10 protein-coding genes and 1 pseudogene are annotated in these 16,015 nt (G+C 42.5%); 8 read left to right on the top strand and 3 right to left on the bottom strand.

Translation table 11 applies throughout. The features are described from left to right. Positions 1-77 precede the first annotated feature (77 nt). The 3 genes from NLP_RS31205 to NLP_RS31195 all read left to right on the top strand — a co-directional run bounded on the left by NLP_RS31205 (position 78) and on the right by NLP_RS31195 (position 8,752). The gene (locus NLP_RS31205; RefSeq protein WP_104909697.1) at positions 78-1,628 is read left to right on the top strand and encodes a DUF11 domain-containing protein; all 1,551 of its coding nucleotides are present in this window, start codon (positions 78-80) and stop codon (positions 1,626-1,628) included. Further along, a complete protein-coding gene (locus NLP_RS31200; RefSeq protein ID WP_104909696.1) occupies positions 1,625-5,677 on the top strand; it encodes a hypothetical protein in 4,053 nt (1,350 codons plus the stop codon). Before NLP_RS31205 ends, NLP_RS31200 begins: the two co-directional genes overlap by 4 nt. A gap of 198 nt (positions 5,678-5,875) precedes the next feature. Beyond that, on the top strand, positions 5,876-8,752 hold the full coding sequence (locus NLP_RS31195; RefSeq protein WP_234017134.1) for a DUF11 domain-containing protein: 2,877 nt from the start codon (positions 5,876-5,878) through the stop codon (positions 8,750-8,752). 12 nt (positions 8,753-8,764) lie between these two features. On the opposite strand, the gene NLP_RS33870 is transcribed toward NLP_RS31195, so the two are convergent. Continuing rightward, positions 8,765-8,911, bottom strand: a complete 147-nt coding sequence (locus NLP_RS33870) for a hypothetical protein (RefSeq protein ID WP_158680619.1) — start codon at positions 8,909-8,911, stop codon at positions 8,765-8,767. A gap of 26 nt (positions 8,912-8,937) precedes the next feature. Here NLP_RS33870 and NLP_RS31190 point away from each other — a divergent pair, with 26 nt between their 5' ends. Then, positions 8,938-9,927, top strand: coding sequence for a DUF1350 family protein (locus NLP_RS31190; protein WP_199784731.1), 990 nt, complete (start codon positions 8,938-8,940; stop codon positions 9,925-9,927). Positions 9,928-9,994: 67 nt separating this feature from the next. On the opposite strand, the gene argC is transcribed toward NLP_RS31190, so the two are convergent. Together argC and NLP_RS35365 are read right to left on the bottom strand one after the other, a co-directional pair. Beyond that, positions 9,995-10,990, bottom strand: a complete 996-nt coding sequence (gene argC / locus NLP_RS31185) for an N-acetyl-gamma-glutamyl-phosphate reductase (RefSeq protein WP_104909693.1) — start codon at positions 10,988-10,990, stop codon at positions 9,995-9,997. Between the two features lie 118 nt (positions 10,991-11,108). Beyond that, positions 11,109-11,477: pseudogene (locus NLP_RS35365) on the bottom strand (IS4 family transposase); the annotation flags it as partial. Between the two features lie 856 nt (positions 11,478-12,333). Here NLP_RS35365 and NLP_RS31175 point away from each other — a divergent pair. The 4 genes from NLP_RS31175 to NLP_RS31160 all read left to right on the top strand — a co-directional run bounded on the left by NLP_RS31175 (position 12,334) and on the right by NLP_RS31160 (position 15,900). Beyond that, the gene (locus NLP_RS31175; RefSeq protein WP_104909692.1) at positions 12,334-12,657 is read left to right on the top strand and encodes an RNA recognition motif domain-containing protein; all 324 of its coding nucleotides are present in this window, start codon (positions 12,334-12,336) and stop codon (positions 12,655-12,657) included. A gap of 116 nt (positions 12,658-12,773) precedes the next feature. Beyond that, positions 12,774-12,962 carry a 30S ribosomal protein S21 gene (gene rpsU / locus NLP_RS31170; protein WP_012407716.1) on the top strand — a complete coding sequence of 63 codons (189 nt, stop codon included), beginning with the start codon at positions 12,774-12,776 and terminating at the stop codon, positions 12,960-12,962. A 243-nt stretch (positions 12,963-13,205) separates the two neighbouring features. Beyond that, the gene (locus NLP_RS31165; protein WP_199784730.1) at positions 13,206-14,966 is read left to right on the top strand and encodes a serine/threonine protein kinase; all 1,761 of its coding nucleotides are present in this window, start codon (positions 13,206-13,208) and stop codon (positions 14,964-14,966) included. 370 nt (positions 14,967-15,336) lie between these two features. Beyond that, the gene (locus tag NLP_RS31160; RefSeq protein ID WP_104909691.1) at positions 15,337-15,900 is read left to right on the top strand and encodes a pentapeptide repeat-containing protein; all 564 of its coding nucleotides are present in this window, start codon (positions 15,337-15,339) and stop codon (positions 15,898-15,900) included. Positions 15,901-16,015 lie beyond the last annotated feature (115 nt).

Below are 16,015 nucleotides of genomic sequence, written 5' to 3'. Positions count from 1 at the left end.
TAAAGGGTTTTGGCTTAACTGGATTCCCTAAATAAATAGATGCTTTTATTAACAACAAGCTTGACATTTCAGAGGAGATGTGTCCGGTGAGCCGCCCTCAAAACCAAAAGCAAATTACTTCTAGCGGTAGCTGGTGGCAACGGTTAACAGCTACTGTTCTTCTGGGAAGTTTTTTGCATACTACTATTTCTGTGCCAGCGATCGCGCAACAGACTAACAATCTGGTTGCGTCTTTGCCATTAATAAATCAAGCTACTTATACTTATACAGATTCTGCTAGTAATTATCAATATCAAGGAAGTTCTGAGCAAATCAATATTAGTCCTAGCCCATTACTCGATCCATTAGGGCGGATTTTAGGTTGCGCTGGCACAATTCTACCTGACTATACAGGTTTTTCAGTTGGCGTATACGAACCTAATTCTAGCGACCCAACGGGTACAGAATTAGGTAGTTTAGTTGCTTTGACTAGAACAGAGTTACCCGATATTCCGAATAACAACGTTCCTGGCGGTAAATCGCCAAATACCGAGAATAGTAACCCTTACTTCGTTACGAATAACCCTGCGGGTGTCTACAATTTCCTACTCGATCCGAATAAGGGTCAAACCGCTCCAGGTAAAACCTATATTTTTGTAGTCAATCCACCACCAAATTCTATCTACAAACAGCGGCGGATAAAAATTGAAATCCTTGGTAGCACTGGTACACAAGGTAATAGTGTCGTGCGGTATGTCGCTAGTTCTCTAGATGGTCAACCAATCAATATCACAGGTGAAACCAGGGTAGAGCAAACAGTTGTTTTAGTTCCCAATGCAGAAGTAAATGGACTGGACTTATTAGCCTTTGAATTTACCACAAATATGTGTCAAGCCAATCAGTTGCAGATTATCAAAACAGGCGATCGCGCTACTGCTGAACCTGGAGATACGGTAATCTATCGCCTGTCGGTAAAAAATCTTGCTGATGCTGGTTTGAATAATATATTTGTCACCGACGACCTACCTTTAGGATTTCAGTTTTTGCCGAAATCTGTACGGGGAGAGCTAGATGGTCAACTAGTCACGATCGCCTCAGAACGCAATGGTAACACAGTGACATTCCGCACAGACGTCACAATTCCCCCAGAGAAAGTCTTGAATATTGCCTACGCTGCTCAATTAACAGCTGATGCATTGCGTGGTACTGGTCGCAACACTGCGATCGTTAATGCCCAACGAGCTGATAACCGTTTTAGTACTAAGGATGGCCCAGCAACGCACCAATTGAAAATTCGTCCAGGAATAGTTTCTGACTGTGGCACGATTATCGGTCGGGTATTTGTTGATAAAAACTTTGACGGTGAACAACAGCGTGGTGAGCCTGGAGTAGCCAATGCAGTGATTTTTCTAGAGGATGGAAACCGCATCACTACAGATCCTAATGGTTTGTTCTCCTTAGCTAATGCCTTACCTGGATACCACACAGGTGTACTAGACCTTAGCAGTGTAGCAGGTTACACCCTAGCTCATAACGAAAAATTCCGCGAACGAAATAGTCAATCTCGCTTGGTGCATTTAGAGCCTGGTGGTTTAGTACGCATGAACTTTGCTGTCACCCCCACATTTCAGGAGCCAGTCAAGAAATGAAACCCAGGCTGCACTGTATAACCACATTTAACCTGAGATTGATGGGGGCGATGCCAGTAGCTCTCTACCTTGTTTTGTGCCCTGCAATAGTTAAAGCAGAAATCACTAGTAAAAACCTCCTTTTGCCTGATTCCCATTTGCAGGCTGATAAGGGTGTTGAAGATCGTGATTTTTCAAGGGATCTGGAAAACCTCTCTCCAAACCTCTCCCCTATAAGGGGAGAGGCTTTGAATTCTTCCTCTTCAAGGGAAGGGAAGCTTGCTCGGAGGTTAAGTTTCGCTTTGGTTTTTCCAAATGACGTGAAAAGCCGGGTTGAAGATCAAGCGGATCGGAATAAAGTTGCTGAAAAAAGTATAGATTCAAATTCTCCCTATATCTTGGGAAGTTCCGATCGGCATTCTCCACCTCTCAAACTTGCCTCAACTTCTTCAATATCGGCTCCTGAAATTCTAGATGTCCAGCCAAATGAAACGGAAATACACCCATTTCAACCAGCAACTTCTGTTGATTTGCCCAGAGACTCACGCAAAGTAGTCGAAATAGAGGAAAAGAACGACGAACGCAAAAATACTGAGACACTATTTCATGCTTCTCCAACGGAAATACAACCATTTCAGCCAGCAACTTCTGTAGGTTTGCCCAGAGGATTACGCAAAATTGCAGGAGTAGAGGACGCGGGGACAAGGGGACAAGGGGTAAATGAAAATCTTCCCGTGTCCCCCACTGTCCCTACAACAATCAAAATCCTGACTCCGACGGCTGACAGTGTTGTAGATGTACAAGCTAGCACGGTGATTGTGCAGTTTCCTGCTGGTAGTCAAGTGGAATTGCGGGTAAATGGGGTGTTGGTAGACCCTTCTTTAGTGGGACGGACAGAAACTGATGCTACCACCAACTTAGTAAAGCAGACATGGTATGGTGTCTCGTTAAAAGAAGGTGCAAACACCATCTCTGCACAAATTGTTGGAGGAACAGAACCCCCTGTAACAGTACAAGTCGCAGTTCGGGGAGCGCCGCAGCAATTAACTTTAGAAACAGTTGAGTCTCGTATCCCGGCAGATGGACGTTCTACGGCTACAATCCGGGGTCAACTCATTGATGGAAGTGGTAATCGCTCGAATCGTGATGCTGTTATCACCCTGATACCCAGTGCTGGGGAGTTAGTCGGGAAAGACTTCAAACCCGATGAACCGGGATTTCAAGTGGAGGCGAAAGCAGGGCAATTTACTGCGACGTTGCGATCGCAATTAAAGGCCGAAACTGTGACAATTCGCGCGATCGCTAATGATTTAGAAGCCTTCACTCAACTACAATTTGAAACGGCACTGCGTCCAAGTTTAGTGACTGGAGTAGTAGATTTACGATTGGGCGCTAGAGGTACAAATTATTACGGCAGTTTCCGTGATTTCCTCCCTCCTGACAAAAACAACGGAACGCAATTAGATTTCCATTCAGCGATATTTGCCACTGGTGCGATCGGAGAATGGTTGTTTACAGGTGCATATAACAGTTCTCGTAGCCTCAATGAAGATTGCAACTGCGATAATCGCCTGTTTAGAACTTACCAATTCAGCGAGCAAAACTATCCTGTCTACGGCGATAGCTCGAAAGTTGATGTGGTCGCTCCTTCCATTGATAGTGTATTTTTGCGTTTTGAGCGTTCAGCTCGTACCCCTGGCTCCGATCCTGATTATGCTATGTGGGGTGACTATAACACAGAAGAATTTGCACGGCGATCGCAGCAATTTACTTCTATCACCCGTCAACTTCACGGTTTTAAAGCTAACTACAACTTAGGAAACCTACAAATTACAGGTTTCTATGGCGACCACTTAGAAGGATTTCAACGGGATACTATTGCTCCTGATGGCACAAGTGGTTATTACTTCCTCTCTCGCAGACTATTACAAGCTGGTAGTGAAAATGTCTTTATCGAGTTAGAAGAACTCAATCGTCCTGGGACTGTATTAGAACGAAAACAACTTAACCGAGGCCCAGACTACGAAATCGACTACGATCGCGGTACCTTATTATTCCGCGAACCGATTCTACGCACCGATATCGATCGAACCGGACAAGTGTTGGTACGTCGGATTGTTGTTAGCTATCAATATGACAGCGAAGACTCTGACGGGAGCATCTATGCTGGTCGTTTGCAATATAACCTTTCCCACAAACTTAACTCTGAAAGCTGGATAGGAGCAACTTACGTTCAAGAAAATCATGGGGTGCGAGACTTTCAACTTTATGGTGCAGATGCGCTGATTGCTTTGGGTGACAACGCTAAATTAATCGCAGAATATGCCCATTCCACGAATGATTCTGATGTGGTGGGAAAAGTCAGAGGTGATGCCTACCGTTTAGAAGCTGAAGGAAAGATTACTAATGGGATTCAAGGTCGTGCCTATTATCGCTTTGCTGATACGGGTTTTGCCAATAATGCCACTATTAGCTTTGTCCCAGGACAAACCCGTTATGGAGCGCAGCTTACAGCTAAACTCGCCTCAACTACCAACGTCAGAGCGCAATACGACCATGAAGACAATTTTGGGATTGCTCCCCAACCCCTAGATACTTTTGAAGAACTGTTTGCACCGCGTTATGAGGCGATACCTGGTAGTAAGGTAGATAATTCACTGACAACGATTTCTGCTGGGATTCAACAACGCCTGGGTAGCGCCACTATCGATCTGGATTTGATTCATCGTCAACTGGAAGACCGTATTCCTGACAGTACCCTAAGTAGTAATTCCGATCAACTGCGATCGCGTTTTTCAGTTCCTCTAGCTAAAAACCTGACATTCCAAGCCCAAAATGAACTCAGCTTATCTTCCCAAAAAGATGCTATTTACCCAGACCGTAGCATTTTCGGGTTGAATTGGGCAGTAATTCCTGGTGTCAGCGTTAGTCTGGCCCAACAGTATTACAGTAGCGGTCAATATTCGGGTAATTCCATTACTAGCTTGAGTGTCAACGGCGAACACAAACTCGGATCAGATACTACCTTGACTGGTCGTTACTCAATTTTGGGTGGTGCTAACGAAATGACTACTCAAGGAGCAATTGGTATAAATAACCGCTGGACTATTGCTTCTGGATTGCGGCTGAACGTTGCTTACGAACACGTATTTGGCAACTTTTTCGGGCGTACTTTGGCGGGTCAACAATATGCTCAACCCTACGCCTTTGGTCAAGCCGCATCTGCGATCGGATTTGATGGGGGTGATAGCTACAGTGTGGGTCTGGAATATAGTGATAATCCGCAGTTTCAAGCTAGCGTCCGTTATGAACATCGTTCCTCTTCTGGTGGTGCTAATACAGTAATTACCGCAGGTGCTGCGGGTAAAATTTCTCTGGCTCTCACAGCTTTGGTACGTTATCAACAAGCCGGTTCTTCCAATCAAAAGCTTTCAGGATTGGGAGATACTGCTAACCTGAAGCTGGGTTTAGCCTACCGCGATCCCAATAACGATAAATTTAATGCTTTATTACGTTATGAATATCGCCAAAATCCATCAACCATCCCTGACACCATCCTCTTAGGAAGTGGTACGGGTTCTCAAGACCATACCTTTGCTTTAGAAGCGATTTACGCTCCTAATTGGCAATGGGAATTCTACGGGAAGTATGCGTTGCGTAACAGTACCTCTTACATAGCTAGTGATTTAGCTGGTACTAGCACAGTAAATCTGGCCCAATTACGTGCTACCTATCGTTTGGGATATAGCTGGGATTTGGTGGGTGAAGCTCGTGTAATTAGTCAGTCTAGCTACAGCGAGACAGGCTTTGTTGTGGAAACAGGCTACTACCTCACGCCGAACCTGCGCGTTTCTGCTGGTTACGTCTTTGGTAAAGTTGATGACCGGGATTTCTCAGGAACACGTTCTGCGGGAGGCGCGTATTTAGGCTTTACGGTTAAGCTCAACGAATTGTTTGACGGCTTTGGACAACAAAAACCTGTAGCGCGTCAGCCACAGAAATCGGCGATGAAAACTTTGGTCGGTAAACTCAAGGCTGCAATGAGGGGCATACAAAGGCGTGAAATATAAAAGGGTTATTTGATGTATAGATGTTCCTTACAACCTGTATGTACGAATTTAACCTTTCCTCGTGGGAAGACTATTGTCGTAACGATTTTTTATCCGCTTTGAATCTAGTGCAAAAACCTTTCAATTTTCACTCTGGTATTTATATATTTATAAACTCAATATCATTATTTACATATTATGTATTTTTATTGGAACTAAATGATGAAATCTTTATTTAAGAAATTAAGAGCGATCGCCACAGTAAATATTGATGAAAATGATAAATTTTCTCTGTCTGTGGACAACCCAGTAAAAAAAACTATGGAAAAGCCATTAACAATTAGCCACCAAAAATTATGGCTAAGTAGCCTGGGCTTTTTTTTATGTATTTTAGGAAATAGTATCCAACCTAGCTGGGCTGAAGGCAGCAAAGAGTTAGTTTCTGATGGCGGATACAGACCCTACCTAGAATGGTCAGATTTAACACTGGGAGGTATTATTCGGAAAACCACGCTTAAAGTTTATGTGCAAGCGGGAGAAACAGTTAATCTTGGCTCTAGTGTGCCTACTAGTTTCTCAAACTCACAAGATATTGTTTACCGCAGTCCCTTTGGTAGTCAAAATGGCTCTTGTGATGTTCTAGCAACTGGTTTTGGTCTGATTAACACCGTTGCCAAAGAAGCGAACGGCCCTTTACCTAATACTGGTGGCTATACGCCTTGTAAATTCGTCGCTACAGAAACTGGTATTTATGAAGTTGAATTTCATTCTCCAAATACAAGTGGTTCTGGCAATCCGCCACCTATATCTGCAACGGCGGCATTTACTACAGGTAATACTCAACTTTCAGGGGTAGCGGCTTGGGATATTACAGTTCGAGATAGTAACGGCGTTGCCAAAAAAGGGCGAGTATTTGCTAACTATATCGCTATGAATATGGGAGGAAATGCTGGGCAAAATGGCGCTCCTGCTGCTTTAGGACTCAACTCTAAGCTTTATATTCAAACCAAAGATGGGTATCGTTACCAAACTGAGATGAATGGAGTCGATCCCTTTGGCTTCATCTTTTTTGCTAACAACCGGGGATATATTGATAAAACAAATAACAACACTGTCTACCATTCTGCTAAGGCTACTAATAATAATTTAGTCTTTAGTGGCAATGTGCGAGTCCAAGACCCAAGTGTTGCTGATACATCAACAGATATTACCCACTTAGTTTTCTTCAATCGACCCGACACAGCAACTCTCAATGCTTTGAGTATTCCGATAGCAGCGACGATTCCCACAGTACCAACTTCGTTCAAATTCACTGGGGGTAATGGAGGTAGTGGGAACCAAACTTCTGTAGGTGTAGGAGGCAATTTTAGCTTCAACGCTATCTCAACTGGTAGCTATCAAATAATTATTGACACCAATAATGATGGCATCTTTGACCCTAGTAGCGATAGAGTACTACAAAATGTGCTGTCTGTCGGCTCAAATGTGGTGCTTTGGGATGGGAAGAATGCAAGTGGGGTAAATCTCCTACCTCTACCAGGAAATGCACCATACAATGCCATAATCACAACACGTTCGGGAGAATATCACTTTCCCATGTTGGATGCCGAAAATAATCCGCAGGGGTTTAAAATCACAATGGAAAACTCTCCTGCTGCTTTTCCTAACCTTGTAGATCAAAATGGACAGCAGATTGGAGCGACCACAATTTATTACAATGATAACAATTATACTACCGCTAATGGCACGGCGATTAACTTAGATGGTACGGGAGCTACTAACCCGCGTAATGCTGCTAGAGGGATCAATAGTGCGTTAGGAGAACATGAATTTAGTAGTGATTATGGTGACTTTAAGGGAATAGATACTTGGACATATTTCCCAAGTCAAGCAATCACTACTCCCTTAGTAATTACTACTAACACTCAAGCAAATGTCATAGGAACCAAATCTGTTCGCTTCCTCGCAGACAATGATAGTAGTGGAACAGTGACTGTAGGCGATCGCATCGAATATACCATCACTTACTCCAACCTAAATCCAGGTAATAGCAATGCAATTAACTTTGTCATTAACGACTCATTACCCTCACAGTTAACGTTTGTAAGTGCAGCAATTACTGCTGCAACTTCAGGAAATAACATTACACTCAATTCTAGTTATAACGGTACTGGTGTTGTTGCTGTGACAAATTCTGGAATTCTACGTGTAGGTGATACGATTACCATTAAAATTACTGCCACGATTAATAATGCCAATGACGGTAATCCAATTAGTAACCAAGCAAATGCTACTTTTAACACACCTGATAACCCTACAGGAACTGTTGGTACGGTGTTCACAGATGCAGACTCTGCTGGCGCTAATAATAATCCACCTACTCTAGGTAATTCGTTCTTGCAAATTGCTGACAATGGTGTAAATATTGGCAATAATCCTGCCAGTACGGCAGATGATGACCCCACTTTATTTACAGTATTAAATACTGTTAGTTCTAATCCTAAATTGTTGTTAATTAAACGCATCACCCGCCTTAATAACCAAGATTTAACTGATATTGTGGATGGTCGCAGTGACGTTGCTACTAATGCCAGTAACTATGTACCAGAACCTTATGCTACTAATGATAGCGATCCTAAATGGCCTGTTGGCTACTTGCGAGGATTAATTAATGCTGGCACTGTCAAACCGGGAGATGAATTGGAATATACTATATATTTCCTTTCCAATGGTCTTGGTAATGCAACTAATGTGAAATTCTGTGACTTAGTTCCGACTAATGTTAATTTTATTCCTACTGCTTTTAATGGTATGACTCCTAATGATGGTGGCTTACCAGGAGCAGATCGAGGAATTGCCCTAGCTATTGGTTCTACTACACCTACGCTTTATCTCACTAATGTAGCAGATAGCGATCGCGGGCGTTTTTATACAGCTAATGATTCAGGCACACCATCATACTGCGGTACTAACACCAATGGGGCAGTAGTGGTCAATATTACAGTCCCAAGTTTTCCCAATCTACCCGCAGCCACTGGATCTGGCACACCAGCTAATTCTTATGGTTTTGTCCGCTTCCGCGCTAAGGTGAAATAGTTTTAACCACCGCTAACTAGTAAAATTAACGCCATTAAGAGAGTTCCGGCTATTTGCTAACGAGGCGATCGCAGCTTGTTTAGCAAAGCATGGCAGTTGTGCAAAAATATCTCTTTGAATAATCCGAAAAGCAGCAACTTCAGTTTGAAGATTCACCATATACCTACAAACAAGTCATGGTAAATATGAATCTAAAACTGAGATTTAAACCAGTTTCTCACAGTTGGGTTGCTCTACATCCAAAGCCTAAAGGGGTAATTCAATTTATTGCAGGCGCTTTCTTTGGAACATTTGGCTCCATGCTTTTTTATCGTTATCTGCTTCAATCTCTATTCGAGCAGGGATATACAATTATTCTTTTGCCGTTTAATTTTACTTTTAACCATTATGTAGAAGCTGGTTTTCTCATGAGGGAGCAGTATGAAATTCTACCAGAGCTTGTGAGGATGGCAAGTATTGCAGGATATGATTATGAAGCTTATCTAGATGATAAAAACTTTTCTTGGATTGGACATAGCCTTGGCTGTAAATACATCTCCTTATTAGAAGGATTTACTGCTCTATCTCCCAACCCTCAAGATAGAGAGCAGTTTATTCGTAACCTACTATCTAAAACTTCTAATGAGTCAGAAATAGAAAGTGTTATTGCAGATATTGACATTCTTTTTGATGAATTAACGCAAAAAAGAGATGAGGTTAAAAACTTAATTTATACTTATGTACATAAGAATATCAACATTAACAGTGTCTTCATTAAAGGGCAGGTTTCTATCCTATTAGCGCCTGCTATTGCTGACACAGGGAGCGCAATTCGTCCTCAATTTTTAGCGGATATCATCGATAATCTTGGTTGGGGCGTGAAACCAACCGTTGAAGAAACCCAGTATTTAATCAAGGATAGTGAGCTATTTAATATCATGGGTTTAGTCTGTTTCAAATCAGACAATATTGCTAAATCAACCTGTGAATGGTTTACTAATATTCTGCAAAAGCCACCTCAAGATTTTCGGAAAACTTTAGCAGGTGGACATTTAAGACCTCTAGGTATTCAACTAGCTAAGTATGTGATTAATCTTTTTGGTAAACCGTTAATTGAATCAGTTCAAGAGCGAAACAAAGCATTTGAGCATAATGTAATTCACTTGCTTGAGGAACTGAAAGAAAAATCAAAATAATGGGCATTGGGCATTGGGGCAGAGAGGAAAAACTTGCTCCTCTGCTCCCCCACTCCCTAACCCTCTTTCATGACAATCCCAACTCTTCTGGAAAACCGAGCATGATGTTTAGGTTTTGGACTGCGGCTCCTGATGCGCCCTTACCCAAGTTGTCAAGACGAGCAACTAGCAAGACTTCTTTGGTAGTGTCATTGGCGAATACAAAAACCTGAACAATATTAGTATCGTTCAGTGCGTAGGCGTAGCCCGTCGTAGACATCGCATCTAGAAATGTTCCGTCTCTCAGTAGAGTCGAATCTTGGAATGGAGCAACCTGCACGAACTTTTCACTTTGGTAGTAATCAGCGATCGCTTGATGAATAATCTTACCTGATGGTGGATTATCCAAAGTCCCCAGTGGTAAAGGTATCTGTACCAGCATCCCCTGCTCAAAATCTCCCACGGCTGGTACGAAAAGCGGTGGTGATACTAACCCGGAATACTGATGCATTTCTTTGACGTGCTTATGCCCAAACTGCAAACCGTAGATACCATAAGGGTGGAGCGACTCTGCGCCGGCTTGCTGTTCGTGGAAGGTATGATACTGTTTAATGAGATTCTTTCCGCCACCAGAGTAACCAGACACTGCATTAACGGTGATGGGAAAGTTACTGTTCAGGAGTTCTTTGGCAATTAACGGACGGATACAAGCTAAAAATCCTGTGGGATAACAGCCCGGATTGCTGACAAACTGGGCGCTGGCGATTTTCTCTCGTTGTCCTGGATTTAGTTCGGGGAAGCCATATACCCAGTTCTTAGCTGTGCGATGGGCAGTACTAGCATCAAGGATCTTAACCCTAGTATTACTGACTAAGCTAACAGCTTCGCGCGCCGCATCATCAGGCAGGCAGAGAATGATAACATCAACAGCATTGATTAGTTTAGTTCGCTCAGTTGCATCTTTACGTTTAGATGCTTCAATGCTAACTAACTCGATGTCATCCCGTTGGTTGAGGCGTGAGTAAATTTGTAAGCCTGTGGTTCCCGATTCCCCATCAATGAAAATCTTCGGTTTGGTAGTCATGCGCTTCTTATATGTGAGTGATATTTTGACTGATTACTGGACTTTAGACTAAATGAAGAGCGATCGTTAGGTAGCAGGTATGCAAAAAATGAAGGGATACTTATAATAACAAGCACCCCAATAACTCAACATATACTGGAAATGCTCTTTTATCCCAAATAATACTAACTATGAATAAATTTATGCAAGTCCAATTTTTTCTATCAATTGCTACATAAATTATTTTACTATGTGTAAAATATGTTTCTAACTATGTTGTTACTATTGGAAACCAGATTTTTTCAATTGTTAAATTTGGTAGTGATAAAAATCGCTGTATTCTTTTTCTTCGGCTTTCAAATTTAATTGCTAAAGGTAAAGCATTTGCTAATCTTTCTAAGTTGACTTTTTTGATTTACTGTAGGAGATTAAGCAAAATTTTTATGAACAGGTATTCTGCTGTACTCAGTTGACTTTTTAAGTGGTTTTGGTAAAATACAGGTAACATTTTCAACAGGTAGGTCTGATTGCAAATTGAAACCTATCTTTTTTTATCATAAAATGTTACAGGCTTTACATATAAAGCTTTTCAGCCTATATCGTCGCCCCTTCAGCCTTAATTAGTATTGAGCCGATATCCGCATACCGGATACCATTGGCGAATTCCCCAAATAGGGGTAAATATAGCGTAGACACTGTTGGCGAAACATTACTTAACAATCTTGGCAAGTAATATTGCACAAAAATTTAGTTCTTGGCAACTTTTGGTAATAATTGAAGACTACGCCCTTTCAAGCAGAAGGCAGCGATGCTGAAGGGTTTTAAACATTTTGCCTCCCATAAGTGAAACTTGTGACAAAGACTCAGTTCCAATTTTGTTGACGATGACACCCATGATGGTAGGCGGGTACGCGATTGCAGTTGCTTTGATAGCGGGTTATCTAAAAAAGTACAAGTCACCATAGTTTTATATTTGTTGCCTGACTTTGCCTTTCGTATTAAAATTTTAAAGTAATGCTTCATGGTTAATGCAGTCAAACGTTCAATTCGGATATTAAAGATGCGCCCTTGCATGTCTGATTTTTTATATCACCCTACAGAATTTATCTTCTTCCATTTCCAACCTCTTTTTGCGGTGGACTATACTTAGGGTATGTAGGGGCGGGCGATCGCTTAGGTGCGATCGCGTCACTGGTTAACTATCTACTGGGTGCAAAGAGTTGGCTCGTATGTCATCCTAGATTTATGAGAGTTAATTGAGTGATGTCTTTGGTTTTAGTATTGAAAGGCTTTTTCCTTTTAGTATTTACAGACTTCTGAGAGAAATTAAAATCTCTACACAGTGATGATTTTGGAGAGAATCGATGTCAATTTATGTAGGTAACCTCTCTTATGACGTTACACAAGAAGATTTAAGTGGTATTTTTGCAGAATATGGTACTGTAAAGCGCGTTCAAGTACCTACTGACCGTGAAACAGGTCGTCCTCGGGGCTTTGCCTTTGTGGAAATGGGAACTGAAGCTGAAGAAACCGCTGCCATTGAAGCTCTCGACGGTGCTGAGTGGATGGGTCGTGACCTAAAAGTGAATAAGGCTAAACCCAAGGAAGATAGAGGTGATAGAGGTTCCTTTGGTGGCAACCGAGGAGGATACGGCGGCGGCGGCGGTGGACGCGGCGGACGCTACTAATCTTGGAAACAAAAAACTTACCAAGGTCTTAAGGTCAGACAAACAAGAGTCTGTCTTTTTTTTGTAATGTTACCGCCTGCATAGCCATCGATGAAGTCAACTTAGTAGGAGAAATAATGACCCAAGTAATTGTAGGTGACAATGAACACATTGAGTCAGCCTTACGACGATTTAAACGAGAAGTTTCCAAGGCGGGAATTTTTCCAGACATGAGAAAGCATCGTCATTTTGAAACACCCTTAGAAAAACGCAAGCGCAAAGAAGTTGCCAAGCACAGACAAAGTAAGAGAAGTTTTCGTAATTAAGGGCTGATATACAGCAGAATTCAAAATTCAGAATGGGCTGCGCCCCGCTGCGCTAACAGAAGTAAAACAGGCTTTATATCTTGCTTTGACAGGAATCGTTGTGTACTTCACCTTCCTTGAATTCTGTTGTAAATATAAACGAATGCCCTCATAAATTTTATGAGGGTTTTTCTTTTGTCTATTTTAAAATCAGGAAACCTAAAGAAACGCTAAAATCAAGTCAGCCTTTGTATTGTAGCGGTTGTGTCCCACATCACTCAGAGTGCGGTTCACTGCATAAATCCTGATTGTCAACGTCCTTATCCTCAGCCTTGGGGAAACAAATTTTGCAACAGCTGTGGCGCACCGCTAGAGTTGTTAGATCGCTATGTTCCACTTCAGCCCTTGGGATCGGGAGGATTTGCTCAAATCTACACAGTTTGGGATGAAAAAACTCAAACAGAGAAAGTATTGAAAGTATTGGTAGAAGATTCGCCCAAGGCACTGGAATTATTTACCCAAGAGGCAGCAGTTTTATCTAGCTTGCAGCATCCGGGTGTTCCCACAGTCGATAACGATGGTTATTTTCAAGTACAACTGTTTAATCCTAAACCGCACCAATTGCCTTGTCTGGTAATGGAAAAAATCAATGGGCGGACTTTAGAGGAGATATTAAAAAAGTTTCCCCAAGGCTGTCCAGAGGATTTGGTTTTAAACTGGTTTGCCCAAGCTGTGCAGATTTTACAAGAATTACACAAACGTCAGATTCTTCATCGGGATATCAAACCTTCTAATTTAATGCTGGGTACATCTTCGCCAACTGTAATGCTACCTCAAGGGCAAACAGAGGGCGATCGCGTGGTACTAATTGATTTTGGTGGCGCGAAACAATTTAGTGCCTCTAAGCTGCGTTCTGTGTCTAGTTCCACGCGATTATTTTCTTCTGGCTACAGTCCACCAGAACAAGTGACTGGAGGTGTTGTTGGGCCAAGTGCCGATTTTTATGCCCTTGGTCGAACGGTGATTGAACTACTAACAGGCAAATACCCGCTAGAGTTGGAAGATCAGCAAACGGGTAAATTGCGCTGGCGAACTGCGGTGAATGTCAACCCGCAACTAGCAGATTTGCTGGATGAGATGGTGCAGGAAGATGTGCGATCGCGTCCAGCAAATGCAGCTATAATTCAAAAACGTTTGGCGAAGATTTCTCAACCATTACCGCCACCAGGGTTATTTGCCCAACTGCGAGACAAGATTAAGCAAGCCTCAACGCAAGTTTACCAGAGATTTACACTGATAATACAAGCTATTGAGCAAGTTTTAGCTAACTTTAGCCTAGCTGTCACCAAAACCGTTATTTTTATCGCTCAGACAATCATCCAAATTTTCCGAGCTTGTTTGGCGACGATTTGGGCAATGATCCTGAGTAGTATCGGCGCTTGTTTTGGTGCGATCGCTGGTTTTATTTTGGCCTATCGCACCAGCTTGGGGCGTCAGGTTGTGGAATTTATTGGGAGTCAGCTAAACCAATTAGTGCCAAATACTCAACCCGTCTTCGGTGCAGATATTTTGGTGTTCGTCGCCGCAGGCTGGGGAACCGCATGGGGGCTGACAGTATCCGGGTGTTTTGGTCAACGGCGGCGGTTTTTAGTGGCTTCCCTGATGGGCATGATTAGCTATGGCTTCGGCTGGTTAATTTTGCAATTAATCACCCCAAAAGATAGCGGCGAGGGCTTAGTGGCAGTGATTTTAGTGGCAGTTTGCCTACTCACCTTGAGTTTAGGACTTCGCAGCCATCATGTAGTGTACGCTATGTTCGCGGCTTTTGGCAGTGCGATCGCCTATGCAGTTTTGATTCTTTTGAAGTTAGCACCTCCAATCTTCCAATTTACTAGTCAACCAGCCTGGTCAGAGTTATCCTTGCCTCTGACTTTTTTTGCCTCTGTAGGCTTCTTTATCAGCTTCTGGTTAGGAGTGAGTTACTACCTAATTGTCCCTGGACTGCGCCTTTTAGGATGGCGATGAAGAAGGCAGGGGAGCAGGCGAGCAGGGGGGACAAAGGGACAAGGGGGAATTATTCAACAAGTCTCTTCCTTGTCTACCTTGTCTGTTCTCCATGCCCAACACCTAAAAACAAGATCCCCCTAGTCGTCTTTTGAATCGAGCTAGGGGGATCACATATTTGGTAGTCTATAATTGGTTCGGTATAGTTCCTTACGATTTGATTCTATAGCCTATATTTCCGTTTGAGTAGTCTTACTATTATAATTTATAGTATTTTTACAGCTTCTTAATCAATGCTTCATCCCTGTACTTCCTTAGAGAAGCGGTATATGTAAGGATGGCAGTAGGTGATGTTCGTAACTTGTTATTTTTGTAAATATCAGTAAAAAATATGAAACTTAAGATTGTTGCCACCGTCTCCCTGTTAGCTTGTTTAGGGTTTGCAGAGCAGGCTCTTGCATTAAATCAGCTAGACTTGGATCAGTTAAAGGCAACAAGTGCCTGTCCTCGGTGTAATTTGAGTGGCGCTGACCTAACTAGGCTGAATCTAACTGGAGCAAATTTGCGAGGGGCTGACTTGAGCGGCGCTACATTATCTCAAGCTAATCTCACGAATGCCGATCTCACAGGTGCAAATTTAGAAGGTGCGATTCTAAATTCGGCGAATCTCAGTGGTGCTTCTTTAACAGGAGCAAATTTAAAATCAGCCTCCCTGGAAAATGCCGATCTGTCTTTTGCCGGCTTCATCAGTACCAATTTAGAAGCAGCGAACTTAAAAGATGCCAAATTGCAATTTACTAATTTTCGGGGGGCTAACTACCGACTAACAACTTTAAATAATGGTGTTGTCACCTCCGACAAACCTTATGGTTGGTCGTTAGAGCGTCAAAATCCCAGAGAATGTAACGAGTACAAACCCGAAAATACTTTAGCCACAACCTGCTACTCAAAATAAACTGGGGAGTAGGGAATGGGGCATGGGGCATTGGGCATTGAGAAGAGACAAGGTAGACAAGGAAGAGGGGAAAGATAAGGGAGAGACTTGTTCAATAATTCCCCCTTGTCCCCCT

The organism is Nostoc sp. 'Lobaria pulmonaria (5183) cyanobiont', from assembly GCF_002949795.1.
GTDB lineage: Bacteria > Cyanobacteriota > Cyanobacteriia > Cyanobacteriales > Nostocaceae > Nostoc.
The sequence above is the reverse complement of the archived record's forward strand: the minus strand, read 5'-3'. Positions and strand labels throughout refer to the sequence as shown.

Coding starts and splice junctions, on each gene's coding strand:
- argC (WP_104909693.1), bottom strand. CDS start 10,990: ATGACTACCAAACCGAAGATTTTCATTGATGGGGAATCGGGAACCACA.
- NLP_RS33870 (WP_158680619.1), bottom strand. CDS start 8,911: ATGGTGAATCTTCAAACTGAAGTTGCTGCTTTTCGGATTATTCAAAGA.
- NLP_RS31195 (WP_234017134.1), top strand. CDS start 5,876: ATGATGAAATCTTTATTTAAGAAATTAAGAGCGATCGCCACAGTAAAT.
- NLP_RS31160 (WP_104909691.1), top strand. CDS start 15,337: ATGAAACTTAAGATTGTTGCCACCGTCTCCCTGTTAGCTTGTTTAGGG.
- NLP_RS31190 (WP_199784731.1), top strand. CDS start 8,938: ATGAATCTAAAACTGAGATTTAAACCAGTTTCTCACAGTTGGGTTGCT.
- NLP_RS31175 (WP_104909692.1), top strand. CDS start 12,334: ATGTCAATTTATGTAGGTAACCTCTCTTATGACGTTACACAAGAAGAT.
- rpsU (WP_012407716.1), top strand. CDS start 12,774: ATGACCCAAGTAATTGTAGGTGACAATGAACACATTGAGTCAGCCTTA.
- NLP_RS31200 (WP_104909696.1), top strand. CDS start 1,625: ATGAAACCCAGGCTGCACTGTATAACCACATTTAACCTGAGATTGATG.
- NLP_RS31205 (WP_104909697.1), top strand. CDS start 78: ATGTGTCCGGTGAGCCGCCCTCAAAACCAAAAGCAAATTACTTCTAGC.